The following is a 13,567-nucleotide window of genomic DNA, read 5'->3' on the forward strand; positions in this document are numbered from 1 at the left end:
GCAGTTTCACCTTTTTATCGCACCAGCTTGGAGAGCCGGCGGTCGGCGAGCGGCTTGCCGCCGGTCTGACAGGTCGGGCAGTACTGAAGGCTCTTGTCGGCGAACGAGACCTCCCGCACCGTGTCACCACAAACCGGGCAGGGCAGGCCGGTTCGGGCGTGCACCCGCATGCCGGCGCGCTTCTCGCCCTTGAGCTCGGCCGCTTTCTGCCCCACCGACCGCTCGACGGCATCCGTCTCCACTTCACGCATCGCTTCGTACAACGAGGTGATCTGGTCGTCGGTGAGCTTGCCGGTGAGTGCGAAGGGCGACACCTTCGCCACGTGCAGGATCTCGTCGGAGTACGCGTTGCCGATCCCGGCCAGGATCTCCTGGTCGACCAGGACTCCCTTGATCTGCTTGTTCTGTTTCTTCATGAGCTCGGCGAACTCGTCGCGGGAGACGGCCAGCGCGTCCGGGCCGAGCCGGGACACGCCGGGCACCTCGGCCGGGTCGCGGACCAGGTAGACGGCGAGCGATTTCTGGGTGCCGGCCTCGGTCAGGTCGAAACCGGAGCCGTCGTCGAGCCGGAGCCGGACCGCGATCGGGCCGCTGCCGGGCTTGAGCGGCGCCGGTGACTTGAACACGTCCCGGTAATGCAACCAGCCGGCGCGGGCCAGGTGGACGACGAGGTGGAGGTCGGCGCCGAGGCTGACGTCGAGGAATTTGCCGTGCCGGCCGGCGTCGGTGATCGGGAGGCCGGCGAGGGTGGTGGGCGCTGGATCGTATGTCTTCAGCGCGCTGAAAGAGGCCACTTCGAAGCGTTCCACGGTGTGGCCGACCGCGCGCTCGCGAAGGTAAGCCGCGAGCGCCTCGACCTCAGGGAGTTCGGGCACAGGTTCACGGTAGCGTTTCGCGCCATGAAGGTGGTGGTTGCTCACAACCGGTACCGCGAGGCTATTCCGTCCGGTGAGAACGTCATCGTTGATACGGAGATCGGTCAGCTGCGGGAGGCCGGGGTTGCCGTGGTGCCGTTCCAGCGGAGTTCCGACTCGATCGCAGAGATGCCGGCTGTGCAGAAAGCGCTACTACCGATCTCCCCGATTTATGGGGCGTCGGCCCAGGAAGACTTGAAAAATCTGCTCAAGTCCGAAAAACCGGATGTGTTGCACCTGCATAATCCGTACCCGCTGCTTTCGCCCTGGGTGATCCGGACCGCGCATGCTCACGGTGTCCCCGTCGTGCAGACCGTGCACAACTATCGGCAGGTCTGCTCCTCCGGGCTCTACTTCCGGGACGGGCACAACTGCCGGGACTGCCGGGGCAAGGTGCTCGGCTGGCCGGCGATCAAGCACCGGTGTTACCGCGGTTCGGCGGCGCAGAGCGCGATCATGGCGACCACACTGGCGGTGCACCGGCCGACCTGGCGCTCGGTGGATCGATACATCGCGCTCACCGACAAGATCGCCGCGCACCTGGTGGATTACGGGGTACCGCCCGAGCACATCGTGATCAAGCCGAACGGGCTGCCGGATCCGGGTCAGCCCGTGCCCCTTGGGGACGGGTTTCTCTACGGCGCTCGGCTCAGTCCGGAGAAAGGGCTCGACCTGCTGCTTGACGCTTGGCGGCGGCATCCGGACGGGTCGCTCGGGGTGCTGCGGATCGCTGGGGACGGTGAGTTGCGGCCACTTGCCGAGCAGGCTGCCGCCGAGCGGGGTGACGTGGTTTATCTGGGGCCGCTCGATCGGGCCGGGATGACCGCTGCCCGGAACGCCTCGGCTGTCGTGATCGCTGCGCCTACCTGGGAGGACGTGCTTCCTACGGTGATCCTGGAAGCGATGTCGGCGGGGCGGGCGGTGCTGGGGACTGCTGTGGGCGGGATTCCGTACATGGTGGGTGAGGGCGCTGAGGCCGCCGGGTGGCTGGCGCAGCCTGAGGCGGGGGCGCTTGCCGCTGTACTGCCGGCCGCGAGGGCGGGGGCGGCGGGGGCGGCTGTGATGGCGCGGGAGCGGTACCTGCGGCATTTCCATCCGGATGTGCTCACGAAGCGGCTCATCGAGATTTATGCGGATATGGCGCACGCTGGGCGGTGAGTGGCTGCGACAAAATCGCGATCTTGGCAGGTTGGGCCCGTATTTCAACCCGAACTTGCCAAGATCGCGAAAAGTAAGCCAGCGCGACGCCGGCCAGCCAGCGTGACGCCGGCCAGCGTGACCGTCAGCCTCGTAGGGCTGCTCGCCCCGTGAACGCGATGCTCGCCGCCAGGAAGCCGCCGTTGATCAGCGTGAACAGTGCGACGAACCACACCGTCCACTGTGGCGCCACCGTCAAAACGACGCCCGCGAGCGCCACCACGGCGCCGTAATCGCGGATCAGCTTGGCCGCCCGTACCGGCAGCGCCCGGCTGGACACCATGCTCGACGCCTGGTCACCACCCTGCATCACCGACGTCACCAGGTTGACCATCCAGGTCGCCGCGAAGGCGGCCAGCAGCCAGGCCGGTGTATCCGGCTCCTGCGCTTTCGCCGTCGCGGCAAGTGCCGCCACCAGGGACGACTGCACCGCCACGTCGCAGAGCACGTCGAGCCGTGCCCCGGCCGGGCTGGACTGCCCGGTAACGCGCGCGAGCTGACCATCCGAGCAGTCGAACGCGTACGCGAGTTGCCAGCCGACAAGCGCGAGCAAGCCGATCGGCGCGGCCCAGACGCTGCCGTCCGCGACCGGGCCGGCCGCCGCGATCACCAGGAACGAGGTGAGTACGCCGAGGCCCAGGTTGAACACGGTCATGACGGTCGGCGACAGGTGATGCTTGTGCGCCTGCACCGCGATCCGTGCGCCGATCCGCTGGCTGATGGCCTCGCTGAAGAGGCCACCACCCCGGTTCACCGCGTAGTAGTCGGCGGCGGTCGGCCGGGTGTCAGCGGGCTGCGACGGCGTCGTCATATTGAGCCAGCTTTCGGTGGATCTCCTCGGGGGACATCGCGAGGTGCTCCAGGATCGTGTAGCGATCGGGGCGGGTCCGGGGGGCGAATTCGACAGCGCGGACGAACTGGTCGGCGTTCAGACCGACGTCGGACGGCGTACGCGGCAGCTGGTGCCGTGCGAGACAGTCCGCCATCTGTGCGAACCGGCGCTCGTCGCCGCGCAGGAACGTGCAGAAGAGCGCGCCCAGCCCGGCCAGTTCGCCGTGCGACGCGGTCTCCGGGAAGAGCGAGTCGATGGCGTGCATGATCTCGTGGCAGCCGCCGCTGGACGGCCGGCTGCTGCCGCAGACCGCCATCGCCAGGCCGCTGGAGATCAGCGCCTCGGCCAGCACGGTGACGAACGCGTCGTCGGTCATGTCGCCGGGCATGGTGAGCACCGCTTCGGCGCCCATCCGGGCCAGCGAGGCGGCCAGGCCGTCGACCGGTTCGCCGCGCACCTCACGGGCGAGCTCCCAGTCGGCCAGGGCGCTGATGTTGCTGATCACGTCGCCGATGCCGGCCCGGTTGACCAGGTCCGGCCCGTTCTCCACGAAGTCCAGGTCGACGATCACGCCGAACGGGATGTGCACCCCGTACGAGCCCTTGATGCCGTCGTTGACCAGGCTCGCCACCGGGGAGGCGATGCCGTCGTTGGCGAGGCTGGTCGCCACCGACACCATCGGCAGGCCCCAGCGGCTGGCCGCGTACTTCGCCGTGTCGACGGTCTTGCCGCCGCCGATGCCGACCACCGCGTCGTAGTGGCCGGACCGCAGCTCGTTGGAGAGCTCCAGCGCGGCATCGAGGGTGCCGCCGCCGGTGACGAAGATCTCGGCCGATTTGAGCGAGGGGCGGAGCAGGTCGACGACCTGCTCGCCGAGGCCCGGACCGACCACTACGGCAACCTCGCCGCCGGAGGAGATCCGGCCGTCCACGAGGATTTTGCCGAGGTCAGCGACCGCGCCCCGCCGCACTTCGATGTGCAGCGGGGTCTGGACGCTACGGGCTAGTAGCGGCATGCGATTTCCCGGGCCTTCGCCAGGTCGTCGTGGTTGTCGACCTCGACCCAGGACAGGTCGCCGATCGGGGCGGCACGGACCTCGCCGCCGCGGTCCGCGTACACCTGGAAGCCGTCCTCGTAGTACTGGTCCGGGTTGGCTTCCCAGGTGGCCTTGAGCGCGTCGGCCAGCTTGCCGGCCGCGGAGGCCTCGATGATGTTGGCGCCGATGTACTCGCCGTAGGCCTCGGAGGGCTCCATCAGCTTCGTAATCTTGGTGAGCTGTCCATCTTCATTGAAGACGGTCTTCATCTCTTCGTCGGCGAGCTTCTTCACAGTGTCGACAGCGAGAAGAATGCTCGGGCCACGGTTCGCGAGCAGCGTGTGCTCCACGCTCACCGGGTGGACGGTGTCACCGTTCACCATGAGCACGCCCTGGGCGAAGTGGTCCCGGGCGAGCCACAGGGAGTACGCGTTGTTCCACTCCTCGGCCTTGTCGTTGTGCACGAGGGAGATCTTTACGCCGTACTTCTGCTGGAACGCGTCGACACGGACCTCGACGGCCTCGGCGCGGTAGCCGACGACGATGGTCACGTCGGTCAGCCCGGCGGCTGCCAGGTTGCGCAGCGAGATATCCATGATCGTGGTTTCGCCGTCCACGGGGACCAGCGCTTTCGGCAGCGTGTCCGTGTACGGGCGCAGCCTGCGCCCAGCGCCGGCAGCGAGTACCAAACCGATCATGGGGTGGTTCCTTCCAAAATATGGTGTGAAGGTGCCCAGCGAGGATAGCCGTACTCGCAAGGACCACCCAGAAAATGGTATAGACCCAGCTTCTAAGCTGGGGACCATGACCGCTGAGCAGCTGATCTCCTTTGCCCGTGGCGCTCCGTCGCTGGACATCGTCGACGTGGAGGGCCTGAAGGCCGCCGCCGTGCGCGCTTTCGACGCCGACCCGGCCGGTGTGACCGCTTACGGCACCTCCGTCGGTTACCTCCCGCTGCGGAAGTGGATCGCCGACAAGCACAACGTCTCCCCCGACCAGGTCATCGTGACGAACGGTTCGCTTCAGGCGGACGCGTTCCTCTTCGGCCACCTGGTGCAGCCCGGTGACGACGTTGTCGTGGAGAAGCCGACGTACGACCGCACCCTGCTCAACCTCGCGAACCTCGGCGCCAAGGTGCACCAGGTCACGCTGCGCGAAGACGGCATCGACATCGACGAGCTGAAGGCTCTGCTCGAGTCCGGCGTGCGGCCGAAGCTCGCGCACATCATCCCGAATTACCAGAACCCGGCGGGTCTCACGCTCTCGCTGGAGAAGCGGCAGGCGCTGCTCGCCCTCGCCGCTCAGTACGAGTTCATCATCTTCGAGGACGACCCGTACGTCGACATCCGTTTCCGCGGCGAGCCGCTGCCCTCGATGCTGTCGCTCGACACGGACAACACGGTCGTACACGCCTCCAGCTTCACCAAGACGGTCTGCCCGGGTGTCCGGGTGGGTTACCTGGTCGGCCCGGCCGCGCTGATCGACGCGATCGCGAAGAAGGCCACCAACCTCTACATCTCGCCGGGCATGGTCTCCCAGGCGATCGTTCACCAGTTCTGCGTCTCCGGCGCCATCGAGACGTCGGTGCAGACGGTCAGCGCGGCGCTGAGCGAGCGGGCCCGGGTGCTGGCCGAGTCGATCCGCAAGCACATCCCCGGCGCGACCTTCACCGAGCCGGACGGCGGTTACTTCCTCTGGGTCGACCTGCCCGCGGACGTGAACGTGGACAAGCTGTTCCCGGCTGCCATGAAGAAGGGCGTCGCCGTCGTCAAGGGCAGCGACTTCCTGCTCGAAGGCGGTAAGAACTCGCTGCGTCTGGCGTACTCGGCGGTCACCGTCGACCAGATCGACGAGGGTGTGCGGCGCATCGCCGAGGCCATCGAAGAGGTCCGGGACTGAGCTTCGCCGCGCCGGTCCGGGACAACCCGGCCCGGCGCGGACCCGAGCGGGTAGCCTCGACGGGTTTGGCGGGCATCGCCGCGACCGGGGGAGGTTGGCATGGCTGAGCGTGAACACGGAGCTTGGACCCGTGGCCGGCCCCTCGGGAAACTCTGGGCCGACCGGATGCGGGCGATCAACCCGTTCCTCACCAACGGGTCGGGCTCGGATCACCCGGATCACCCGGGCGCCACCACCGCCGTGGTGGACTGCGGCGTCTACGTGGGTGGCCAGCGCCTGCCCGGTGACTTCACCCCGGACCAGGCACTGATCGAGGCATCCCGCAAGGAAGGCTTCGTCTGGCTCGGACTGCATCACCCGAGCGATTACGAGATGGCGGCGATCGCCCGGACGTACGGCCTGCACGAGCTGGCCGTGGAGGACGCGGTCAAGGCGGAGCAGCGGCCGAAACTGGAGCAGTTCGGCGAGGTGCACTTCCTGGTGCTGCGCACCGCCCGGTACGTGCCTCACCAGGAGCTCACCGAGAGCTCCCAGGTGGTCGAGACCGGCCAGATGATGATCTTCATCGGGGAGCGGTTCGTCATCACCGTCCGGCACGGTGACGCGTCCGAGATGTCGCCGGTCCGGGCCGATCTGGAGACCCGGCGGGCCGCCCTGCTGGAGCAGGGTCCCTGGGCTGTCGCGTACGCGGTGACCGACCGCGTGGTCGACCACTACCTCGAGGTCGCCGACCAGGTCGAGGCCGACCTGGACATCATCGAGGAGGGCGTCTTCTCCCGGGACCGGACCGCCCCGATCCAGCAGATCTACCAGTTGAAGCGTGAGCTCGTGGAGTTCCGCCGCGCGGTGGTGCCGCTGCAGCGCCCGCTCGCCGCGATCACGTCCAGCCACGGCGTCGTGCCGAAGGAGATCCGGCGGTACTTCCGGGACGTGCAGGACCACCTGACCCGCACGGTGGAGCAGGTGTCCTCATACGACGACCTGCTGAACTCGATCCTGCAGGCCAGGCTCGCGCAGGTGACCGTCGACCAGAACAACGACATGCGCAAGATCGCCGCCTGGGCCGGTATCGCCACGGTCTGGACCGCGTTCGCCGGCATCTACGGCATGAACTTCGAATACATGCCGGAGCTCGGCTGGAAATACGGATACCCCGGCCTGGTCGCGATCCTTTCGCTCATCACGGTGCTGCTCTATCGCGCGTTCCGACGCAACGGCTGGCTGTAGCGATAATCGACGGGTGCATGAGCTGCACTCGTACCGGTTCTCGGTGCAACGTGTTGTCGCCGCGGTGGTCACCCATGACCCCGATCCGCCGCGGCCGCCGTTGCGCCGCGGTGGTGTGAGCGCGCTGGCCGGTCTGCTCGTTGCGGCGGTCGCGCTCGGTGCCGCTGCCGCATATGGCCTGTTCACCGGGCACAGCCGGACCGAGGCGACCGATCCGGGCGCGATCCTGCTGGAACGGCGTACCGGCACGCGTTACGTCTATCTGCCGTCCGACGGCCGGCTGCACCCGGTGCTCAACTACACGTCCGGACTGCTGCTGACCAGCGGTGACACACCTGAGTTGCGCACGATCGGCGCGGCGAAACTGGCGTCGGTGCCGCTGGGTGAGCCGCTCGGCATCCCGGGCGCGCCCGACGCGTTGCCGGCCGCCGGCGATCTCCTGACCGGTCCGTGGTCGCTGTGCACGGCCGCTGGAACGTCGACTCTGCTGGTCGGTGCGGCGCCGTCCGGCGGTCTGCCGCTGACCGGTGGGCTTCTGGTGCGGGCCGCTGGGCGTACCCAAATGGTCTTTGAAGGTCGCAGTTATGCCTTGACCGATAACGAACAGAAGATCGCGGCCTGGTCGGTGCCTGAGGCCTGGCTCGGCGCGATCCCGGCCGCGCCAGGCCATCCGGCCGGAATTTCCCCGCCGAGCGATGCTCCAGCGAGTGCGTGCGTCACCCTTGCGAGTGATCAGACCCAGGCTGGGGTACGCGTGAACGCCACGTTCCCGTCAGGCGCTGTGCACGTGCCGAGGGGCAAGGGGGCGCTCGTTTCGGCCGACGGTGACAAGATTCACCTCGTGACCGATTCGGGACAGCGCTTCGAGCTCGCCGGAGCCGACTTGCTGGGCAAGCTCGGGTACGCGGGAGTCACACCGCTCCGAGTGCCGGAGCGGTTTCTCGCACAGCTGCCGGCCGGGCCGGCCCTGGATCCTGTCCGGGCCGGCCGAGCCTGACGGCCTACTGATTACCGGGGGTTCTGCTTGGTGATCGGGTCGCTGACCGTGCCGTTCGCCGTGGTGTAGACGACCGGCTCCACCGGCTCGAAAGCGGCGTCGTCGGACGGGCGCGACGCGGACGCCGGCTCGTACTCGTCCCACTGGGACTCGCTACGACGACGGGCCAGGTACGCGGCGCCGAGGCCGACAGCGGTGCCGAGCAGCGCGTAACCGGCGAGCTTGCCCTTACGGCTCTTGGTGCGGCCGGTGGCCTTCTCCGCCTTCTTGCGCAGCTTGGCGACGTTCTTGCGTTCCGCCTTGAGCTGCTTCTTCGTCTGCTTCTTGGTGGTCTTGCCGGCCTGCCGGACGTTGTCCGTGGCCGCCGTGACCAGCGGGGTCAGCGCGGCGAGCGCGTTGTCCCAGCTGTCGGTCGCAGCACCCTTGGCCTTGCTGGCCGCCGGCTGGACCCTGTCACGAGCCGCGTTGAACTTCGGCGTGACAGTCGCGCTCGTCTCGGTCGCGGCGATCGACGCGGCGCGCTTGAAATGATCCACGCTCTGGCCGAGCTCGTTCCGCATCTTGGCCTTACGGTTCCTACGACGCAATGTTGCGAACACCGGTGCCCACCTCCTGTGGTCGTCTCCAGGCCATGTTGCCTTCTCGGGTACCCCCGCGCGGCCGGATCCCCGACATGGGGGAGGATCCGAATTGCACGAGAGCAGTTCCATCACGCAGACGGGAGTACCCGTGGCAGAGAACATTTACGCCACCCTGCACACCAATCACGGCCCGATCCGGATTCAGCTGTTCCCGGATCACGCCCCCGCGACCGTCCGCAACTTCGTGGAGCTGGCCGAGGGAACCAAGGAGTACAAGGACCCGCGTACCGGTCAGCCGGGCACCGGGCCGTACTACGACGGCACCGTCTCGCACCGGGTCATCGCCGGCTTCATGGTCCAGATGGGTGACCCGACCGGTACCGGTCGTGGCGGCCCGGGCTTCCAGTTCGGTGACGAGTTCCACCCGGAGCTCAGCTTCGACCGGCCGTACCTGCTCGCCATGGCGAACGCCGGCCCGGGCACGAACGGATCGCAGTTCTTCATCACGGTGGCGCCGACCCCGCACCTGAACCGTCGTCACTCGATCTTCGGCCAGGTTGCCGACGAGCAGTCCGCGAAGGTTGTGGACTCGATCGCGACGACGCCGACCGGACCGGGCGACCGGCCCCGCGAGGACGTCGTCATCGAGCGCGTGGAGATCGAGCGCTCCTGACGCTCAAGGTACCTTTGGTGCCATGAGTGAGGCTCCCTCGACGGCTCCGACGTGCTATCTCCATCCGTCGCGGGAGACGCTGATCAAGTGCAGCCGGTGCGAACGTCCGATCTGTACCAGTTGCATGAATGACGCGTCTATTGGACATCAGTGTCCGGAGTGCGTCAAAGAAGGACGTCGCGGCCAGCGGCCGGCACGCACCGCCTTCGGGGGGAGCCGTGCCGGCCAGCTCGGGTACGTGACGATCTCGATCGTCGTGATCAACACACTGGTGATGGTCGCGTCCGCGGTCATCGGCGGCGTGGGGGCGATCGCGGGTTCGAGCCAGTGGTTCGGCCTGCTCGGCTCCGGCACCTCGGTGACCGACTGGGGTGAGGTTCTCGGCCTCGCGCTGTACCCCGACGGCCAGTTGCACGGCATCGCCAACGGCGAGTGGTACCGCCTGTTCACCGGCATGTTCCTGCACTACGGCGTGCTGCACCTGCTGCTCAACATGATGCTGGTGCTGCAGCTCGGCCGTTACCTCGAAGCGCAGCTCGGCCCGCTGCGGTTCGCCGCGCTCTATCTGCTCGCCGGCTTCGGTGGCAACGTCGCGGCGTACCTTTTCCAGGCGCCGAACCAGCCCTCCGCGGGTGCCTCGACCGCGACGTTCGGCCTGGTCATCGCCGTCATCGTGGTCAATCGGCGGATGATGCGCGACTCCAGCCAGCTCATACCGCTGCTGGTGATCAACCTGATCTTCACCTTCACCGTGCCCGGCATCTCGATCGCCGGCCACCTCGGTGGACTGGTGGCGGGCGCCGCCGCGAGTGCCGCGCTGGTGTACGCGAACCAGCCGAACCGTGCGGTGAAACAGGCGATCGGGTGCGCGGCGATCCTGCTGGTGCTCGTGATCGCCGCGGTGGCGCGTACCCAAAGCCTGCTCGGCTGAGAACGGCGCTTTTAGGTACGCAGGTCGGCCAGCTGGGTTGCCACGTCCTCCGGGAGCGCTCCGAGGTCGTTCGCGCTGTACAGGTAGAGGGCGTCACCCGCGTCGATTTCGAGCACCTCGGATCGCAGTCCACGACGGACGGTGCTGTCTACGCGTACCCTCTCGATCTTTGACCAGGGCAGATGCTGGCGGCGGGCGATTCCGGTGACCACCGTGATGCCTTCCGTGTCCGCCGTGAGGCGGACCGGAACCAGCAGATCGCGCAGCGCCCACCCGGCGACAACGACCGCGACAGTGCCGGCGAGGACCCATCGGACGGTGTCGCCCTCGGCGAACGCAGCGGCCAGAACCAGCGCGGCGACCGCGCCCATCAGCTTCGTGACCGGGAGGACCGGCTTGACGCGCCATTGCATCTCGCCACTATGTCAGCGCGTCACCGAATGATCGGCACCACAGTCGCCGTGCGGGTGTAATTCGATATTCAGCGGGGTCTCCCGACTCCTCATCCGTTCATGCGACGTTAATCAGCACATGGACGTGTTCGCCAGTACGTTCCACCAAGCCGCAGTTGCCGGATCGGCCAGTCCGGCCGCGAACCGGCACATGACGATCTTCCGTAGTTGTGTCGACCAGGACGACGCCGCCGTGCTGGTGGCCCGCTGCGCCCGGCCGGGCGCGCCGCTCTCCGGCGACTACTTCCTGCTGCTGACCCACCGCCGGCTCGTGGTCATCCAGGAGACCCGGGCGCTGCACCGCCAGCGCCTGCATCTCAACGCGAACCTCCGGCACCTGAGCAATGTGACGTGGCGTCTTGAGACGTCCAAACCGGGCATCGAGCTGGCTGCCACGGCGGTGGACGGGGTGCGGGAGCGGCTGCGTTTGCGGCTCGTCGACACCGAGACGGTGTGGCGGGTCGAGGACCTGCTGCGGCAGAGTTTCCACGGCCGCCGGGTCGAGCCGGCGCCGGCGCTTGCTTCGGCGCGGCTAGCTTTCGCCTGATCTTTCTTTTTACAGAAATTCGGTGATTGATCGGCGCAGGCCGGCCGGATCGAGGCCGTGCTCGCGGGCGTGATCGCGCCAGGTGCCGTAACGGCGTACCTCGGCGGCTCCGACGCCGAGGTGCAGGGATCTTCCGTTGGTTTCCCGTGCGCTGGTTCCCGCCAGGTAGGGCTCGACAACCACTATTTCCCGATTTTTCAGGTCGCTGTCGATGCTCCACGGCCTCGGCGTGTTCGTGTAGAGCACGGTCACGTCGAGGCCCTCGGTCGCCTCCAGCACCGGATCGAGCATCGGCCCGACGGCGACGACCAGGGTCTTGCCTCGTTTCAGCACGCTGCCGTTCGCGTACGCCCGCCGGTTCTCCTGCGCCGACAGGCGTACGTAAACCCGGTCGTCGTGCCGGGCCGCAGCACGCAGCAGACCCGGCACCTCGTCGCGGTGACCGGGCACGTGCACGGTCCAGCCTCCGAGGGTGTCCAGCAGGGCCACGTCGCCCGGCGACTGGTGTGTGTATCCCTCGGCGGCCGCGTCGAACGATGCCCCGATGCTGACCAGCACCGCGCCGGCATCCTGGTGTCCCAGGTCCAGCTTGATCTGCTCGTAGGCGCGGTCGATCAGGAATGGGGCGTACGAGTGCAGGAACGGCCGCATGCCGGTCAGCGCCAGCCCGCCGCCGACACCGGCCATCAGTTGCTCGCGAATGCCGACGTTGAAGACACGATCGGGGTGGTCTCGCAGCGCGGTCGCGAACGCGTCCCCGGAGATGTCCGCGATCACGAGGGCGGTACGCGGATCCTCGTCGAGGATCGCGGTGGTGGTGGCGACGAATGCTTCACGCATGATCTTCAGCCTCACTTCTGCCCGACGGTGGCGATGACGACGTGGGGTGTTTTTTCGTGCTTTCGCAGGGCGGTTTCGATGGCGTCGTGATCGCGCCCGTCAACCCCGTCGAAGCTCCAGCCCGGGAACCTGGTGTGAATGCCACCGGCCCAGCCGTGCGTCGACGACTGGTTGTCGATCACGATCACGGTCAGCGGCAGCTGGACGGCGGCGGCGTACGCGATGGCCTCATGATTCGACCCCTCGTCCAACTCGGCGTCGCCGACCAGCACAAACGTCCGCGTACGGTCGAAGCCCTGCGCACTCAGCCCGAGCGCCGTGCCGACGGCCAGGCCGAGCCCGTGCCCGAGCGAACCGGTACCGACCTCGACACCCGGGATCAGCACCCGGTCCGGATGATGCCCGAGCGGGCTGTCCCAGCTGCCGAGGTCGTCGAGCCACTGCTCCGGGATGAAACCCTTGGCGGCGAGCACCGCGTAGTACGCAGCCGGCCCGTGCCCCTTCGACAACAGGAACCGATCCCGGTCCGGTTCGTCGACGGTCTCCGGGCTGATCCTCAGTACCCGGTCGTAGAGCACCCAGAGCACGTCCAGTGTGGAGTGCGCGCTGGGCGCGTGCTTCGCGTCACCGGTGATCCGGCTCAGAAGCGTGTGCAACGGATTGGTAGGTGCGCTGGTGGCGGTCATGTGTCTAGGCTGCAAGTTGAAGTTCACTTCAGCTCAAGCTTTTCGGGAGTGCCAGGATGGAATCGCTAACCATCGGCGAGTTGGCCGTCCGCAGCGGCGTGGCAGCTTCCGCCCTGCGTTTCTACGAGCGCGAGGGCCTGATCCACGCCAGTCGAACGGGCGGCAATCAGCGAAGGTACGACCGCGCTGAGCTGCGAAGAGTGGCGTTCATCAAGATCGCACAACAGGTCGGCGTGTCGCTGGACGAGATCCGCGAGGCACTGGCCTCGCTACCGGAGAACCGCACCCCGACGAAGGGCGATTGGTCGCGTTTATCGGCCAGGTGGAGGCACCGCCTGGAGGAGCGGATCTCGGTGCTGGAGCGGCTGCGCGATCAGTTGACGGGCTGCATCGGGTGCGGATGCCTCTCATTGCAGCGATGCAAGCTCGTCAATCCAAGCGACCGGTTGGCCGGTCGGGGCGCCGGTCCGCAGATGGTGCTCAATCCGCCGGGCGATTGATTTTGTACGGGGTAAGCGTTCTGGTCCCGCTTCCCCGGCGCGACGTTCGTCGGTGGTCCAGGCCGTCCGGCGCGTTTCGCTACCGGCGCGTGGTCACCGTTCCGCGGTGAGGCGGGGCTTCGGGCCGTCCGGCGGTATCGCGCGCCGTGTGAAGTTAGGGCTAGGTTCTGTCCCGCGGATCATGCGTGGCGATCAAGGATGACCGTCGTTGAACCGGTGTGGCGCGTGGTGATCTGAGCAGCGAGGAATGGGCTG

16 protein-coding genes are annotated in these 13,567 nt (G+C 67.5%); 8 read left to right on the forward strand and 8 right to left on the reverse strand.

The features are described 5' to 3' along the window. Positions 1-14: 14 nt before the first annotated feature. Positions 15-875 carry an Fpg/Nei family DNA glycosylase gene (locus tag B0I29_RS22710; protein WP_111651046.1) on the reverse strand — a complete coding sequence of 287 codons (861 nt, stop codon included), beginning with the start codon at positions 873-875 and terminating at the stop codon, positions 15-17. A 24-nt stretch (positions 876-899) separates the two neighbouring features. On the opposite strand from B0I29_RS22710, the gene B0I29_RS22715 reads away from it, so the two are divergent. Beyond that, complete coding sequence (locus B0I29_RS22715) at positions 900-2,072, forward strand: glycosyltransferase family 4 protein (RefSeq protein WP_111651047.1); 1,173 nt, start codon at positions 900-902, stop codon at positions 2,070-2,072. Positions 2,073-2,196: 124 nt separating this feature from the next. Here B0I29_RS22715 and B0I29_RS22720 read toward each other — a convergent pair whose 3' ends face one another. Genes B0I29_RS22720 through B0I29_RS22730 form a run of 3 tightly spaced genes read right to left on the reverse strand, consistent with a single transcriptional unit; the run spans position 2,197 to position 4,677 of the window. Further along, entirely contained in the window at positions 2,197-2,922 is a 726-nt protein-coding gene (locus B0I29_RS22720) for a CDP-alcohol phosphatidyltransferase family protein (protein ID WP_111651048.1), read from the reverse strand. Beyond that, positions 2,897-3,958, reverse strand: a complete 1,062-nt coding sequence (locus B0I29_RS22725; RefSeq protein WP_111651049.1) for an iron-containing alcohol dehydrogenase family protein — start codon at positions 3,956-3,958, stop codon at positions 2,897-2,899. Before B0I29_RS22725 ends, B0I29_RS22720 begins: the two co-directional genes overlap by 26 nt. Continuing rightward, the gene (locus B0I29_RS22730; RefSeq protein ID WP_111651050.1) at positions 3,946-4,677 is read right to left on the reverse strand and encodes a phosphocholine cytidylyltransferase family protein; all 732 of its coding nucleotides are present in this window, start codon (positions 4,675-4,677) and stop codon (positions 3,946-3,948) included. Before B0I29_RS22730 ends, B0I29_RS22725 begins: the two co-directional genes overlap by 13 nt. A 106-nt stretch (positions 4,678-4,783) precedes the next feature. On the opposite strand from B0I29_RS22730, the gene B0I29_RS22735 reads away from it, so the two are divergent. From B0I29_RS22735 to B0I29_RS22745, 3 genes are all read left to right on the forward strand, one after another. After that, the gene (locus tag B0I29_RS22735; RefSeq protein ID WP_111651051.1) at positions 4,784-5,878 is read left to right on the forward strand and encodes an aminotransferase-like domain-containing protein; all 1,095 of its coding nucleotides are present in this window, start codon (positions 4,784-4,786) and stop codon (positions 5,876-5,878) included. A gap of 99 nt (positions 5,879-5,977) precedes the next feature. Continuing rightward, entirely contained in the window at positions 5,978-7,105 is a 1,128-nt protein-coding gene (locus B0I29_RS22740; protein WP_111651052.1) for a magnesium and cobalt transport protein CorA, read from the forward strand. Positions 7,106-7,118: 13 nt separating this feature from the next. After that, a complete protein-coding gene (locus B0I29_RS22745; protein WP_111651053.1) occupies positions 7,119-8,102 on the forward strand; it encodes a type VII secretion protein EccB in 984 nt (327 codons plus the stop codon). 11 nt (positions 8,103-8,113) lie between these two features. On the opposite strand, the gene B0I29_RS22750 is transcribed toward B0I29_RS22745, so the two are convergent. Continuing rightward, positions 8,114-8,701 (reverse strand): hypothetical protein, encoded by a 588-nt coding sequence (locus B0I29_RS22750; RefSeq protein WP_245972683.1) that lies wholly within the window; start codon positions 8,699-8,701, stop codon positions 8,114-8,116. A gap of 130 nt (positions 8,702-8,831) precedes the next feature. Between B0I29_RS22750 and B0I29_RS22755 the strand changes: the two genes are divergently transcribed. Together B0I29_RS22755 and B0I29_RS22760 are read left to right on the forward strand one after the other, a co-directional pair. Then, the gene (locus B0I29_RS22755; RefSeq protein ID WP_111651055.1) at positions 8,832-9,356 is read left to right on the forward strand and encodes a peptidylprolyl isomerase; all 525 of its coding nucleotides are present in this window, start codon (positions 8,832-8,834) and stop codon (positions 9,354-9,356) included. A gap of 22 nt (positions 9,357-9,378) precedes the next feature. Next, complete coding sequence (locus B0I29_RS22760; RefSeq protein WP_111651056.1) at positions 9,379-10,287, forward strand: rhomboid family intramembrane serine protease; 909 nt, start codon at positions 9,379-9,381, stop codon at positions 10,285-10,287. Positions 10,288-10,298: 11 nt separating this feature from the next. Here B0I29_RS22760 and B0I29_RS22765 read toward each other — a convergent pair whose 3' ends face one another. Continuing rightward, complete coding sequence (locus tag B0I29_RS22765) at positions 10,299-10,700, reverse strand: PH domain-containing protein (RefSeq protein ID WP_111651057.1); 402 nt, start codon at positions 10,698-10,700, stop codon at positions 10,299-10,301. Between the two features lie 118 nt (positions 10,701-10,818). Here B0I29_RS22765 and B0I29_RS22770 point away from each other — a divergent pair, with 118 nt between their 5' ends. Further along, entirely contained in the window at positions 10,819-11,286 is a 468-nt protein-coding gene (locus B0I29_RS22770; protein WP_111651058.1) for a hypothetical protein, read from the forward strand. A 9-nt stretch (positions 11,287-11,295) separates the two neighbouring features. Here B0I29_RS22770 and B0I29_RS22775 read toward each other — a convergent pair whose 3' ends face one another. Both B0I29_RS22775 and B0I29_RS22780 read right to left on the reverse strand, forming a co-directional pair. Next, positions 11,296-12,126 (reverse strand): transketolase family protein, encoded by an 831-nt coding sequence (locus B0I29_RS22775; RefSeq protein WP_181557923.1) that lies wholly within the window; start codon positions 12,124-12,126, stop codon positions 11,296-11,298. 11 nt (positions 12,127-12,137) lie between these two features. Then, positions 12,138-12,812 (reverse strand): thiamine pyrophosphate-dependent enzyme, encoded by a 675-nt coding sequence (locus B0I29_RS22780; RefSeq protein ID WP_111651059.1) that lies wholly within the window; start codon positions 12,810-12,812, stop codon positions 12,138-12,140. A gap of 56 nt (positions 12,813-12,868) precedes the next feature. Here B0I29_RS22780 and soxR point away from each other — a divergent pair, with 56 nt between their 5' ends. Then, positions 12,869-13,312 carry a redox-sensitive transcriptional activator SoxR gene (soxR, locus tag B0I29_RS22785; RefSeq protein ID WP_111651060.1) on the forward strand — a complete coding sequence of 148 codons (444 nt, stop codon included), beginning with the start codon at positions 12,869-12,871 and terminating at the stop codon, positions 13,310-13,312. Positions 13,313-13,567: the final 255 nt, after the last annotated feature.

Source organism: Actinoplanes lutulentus, assembly GCF_003259845.1.
GTDB lineage: Bacteria > Actinomycetota > Actinomycetes > Mycobacteriales > Micromonosporaceae > Actinoplanes > Actinoplanes lutulentus.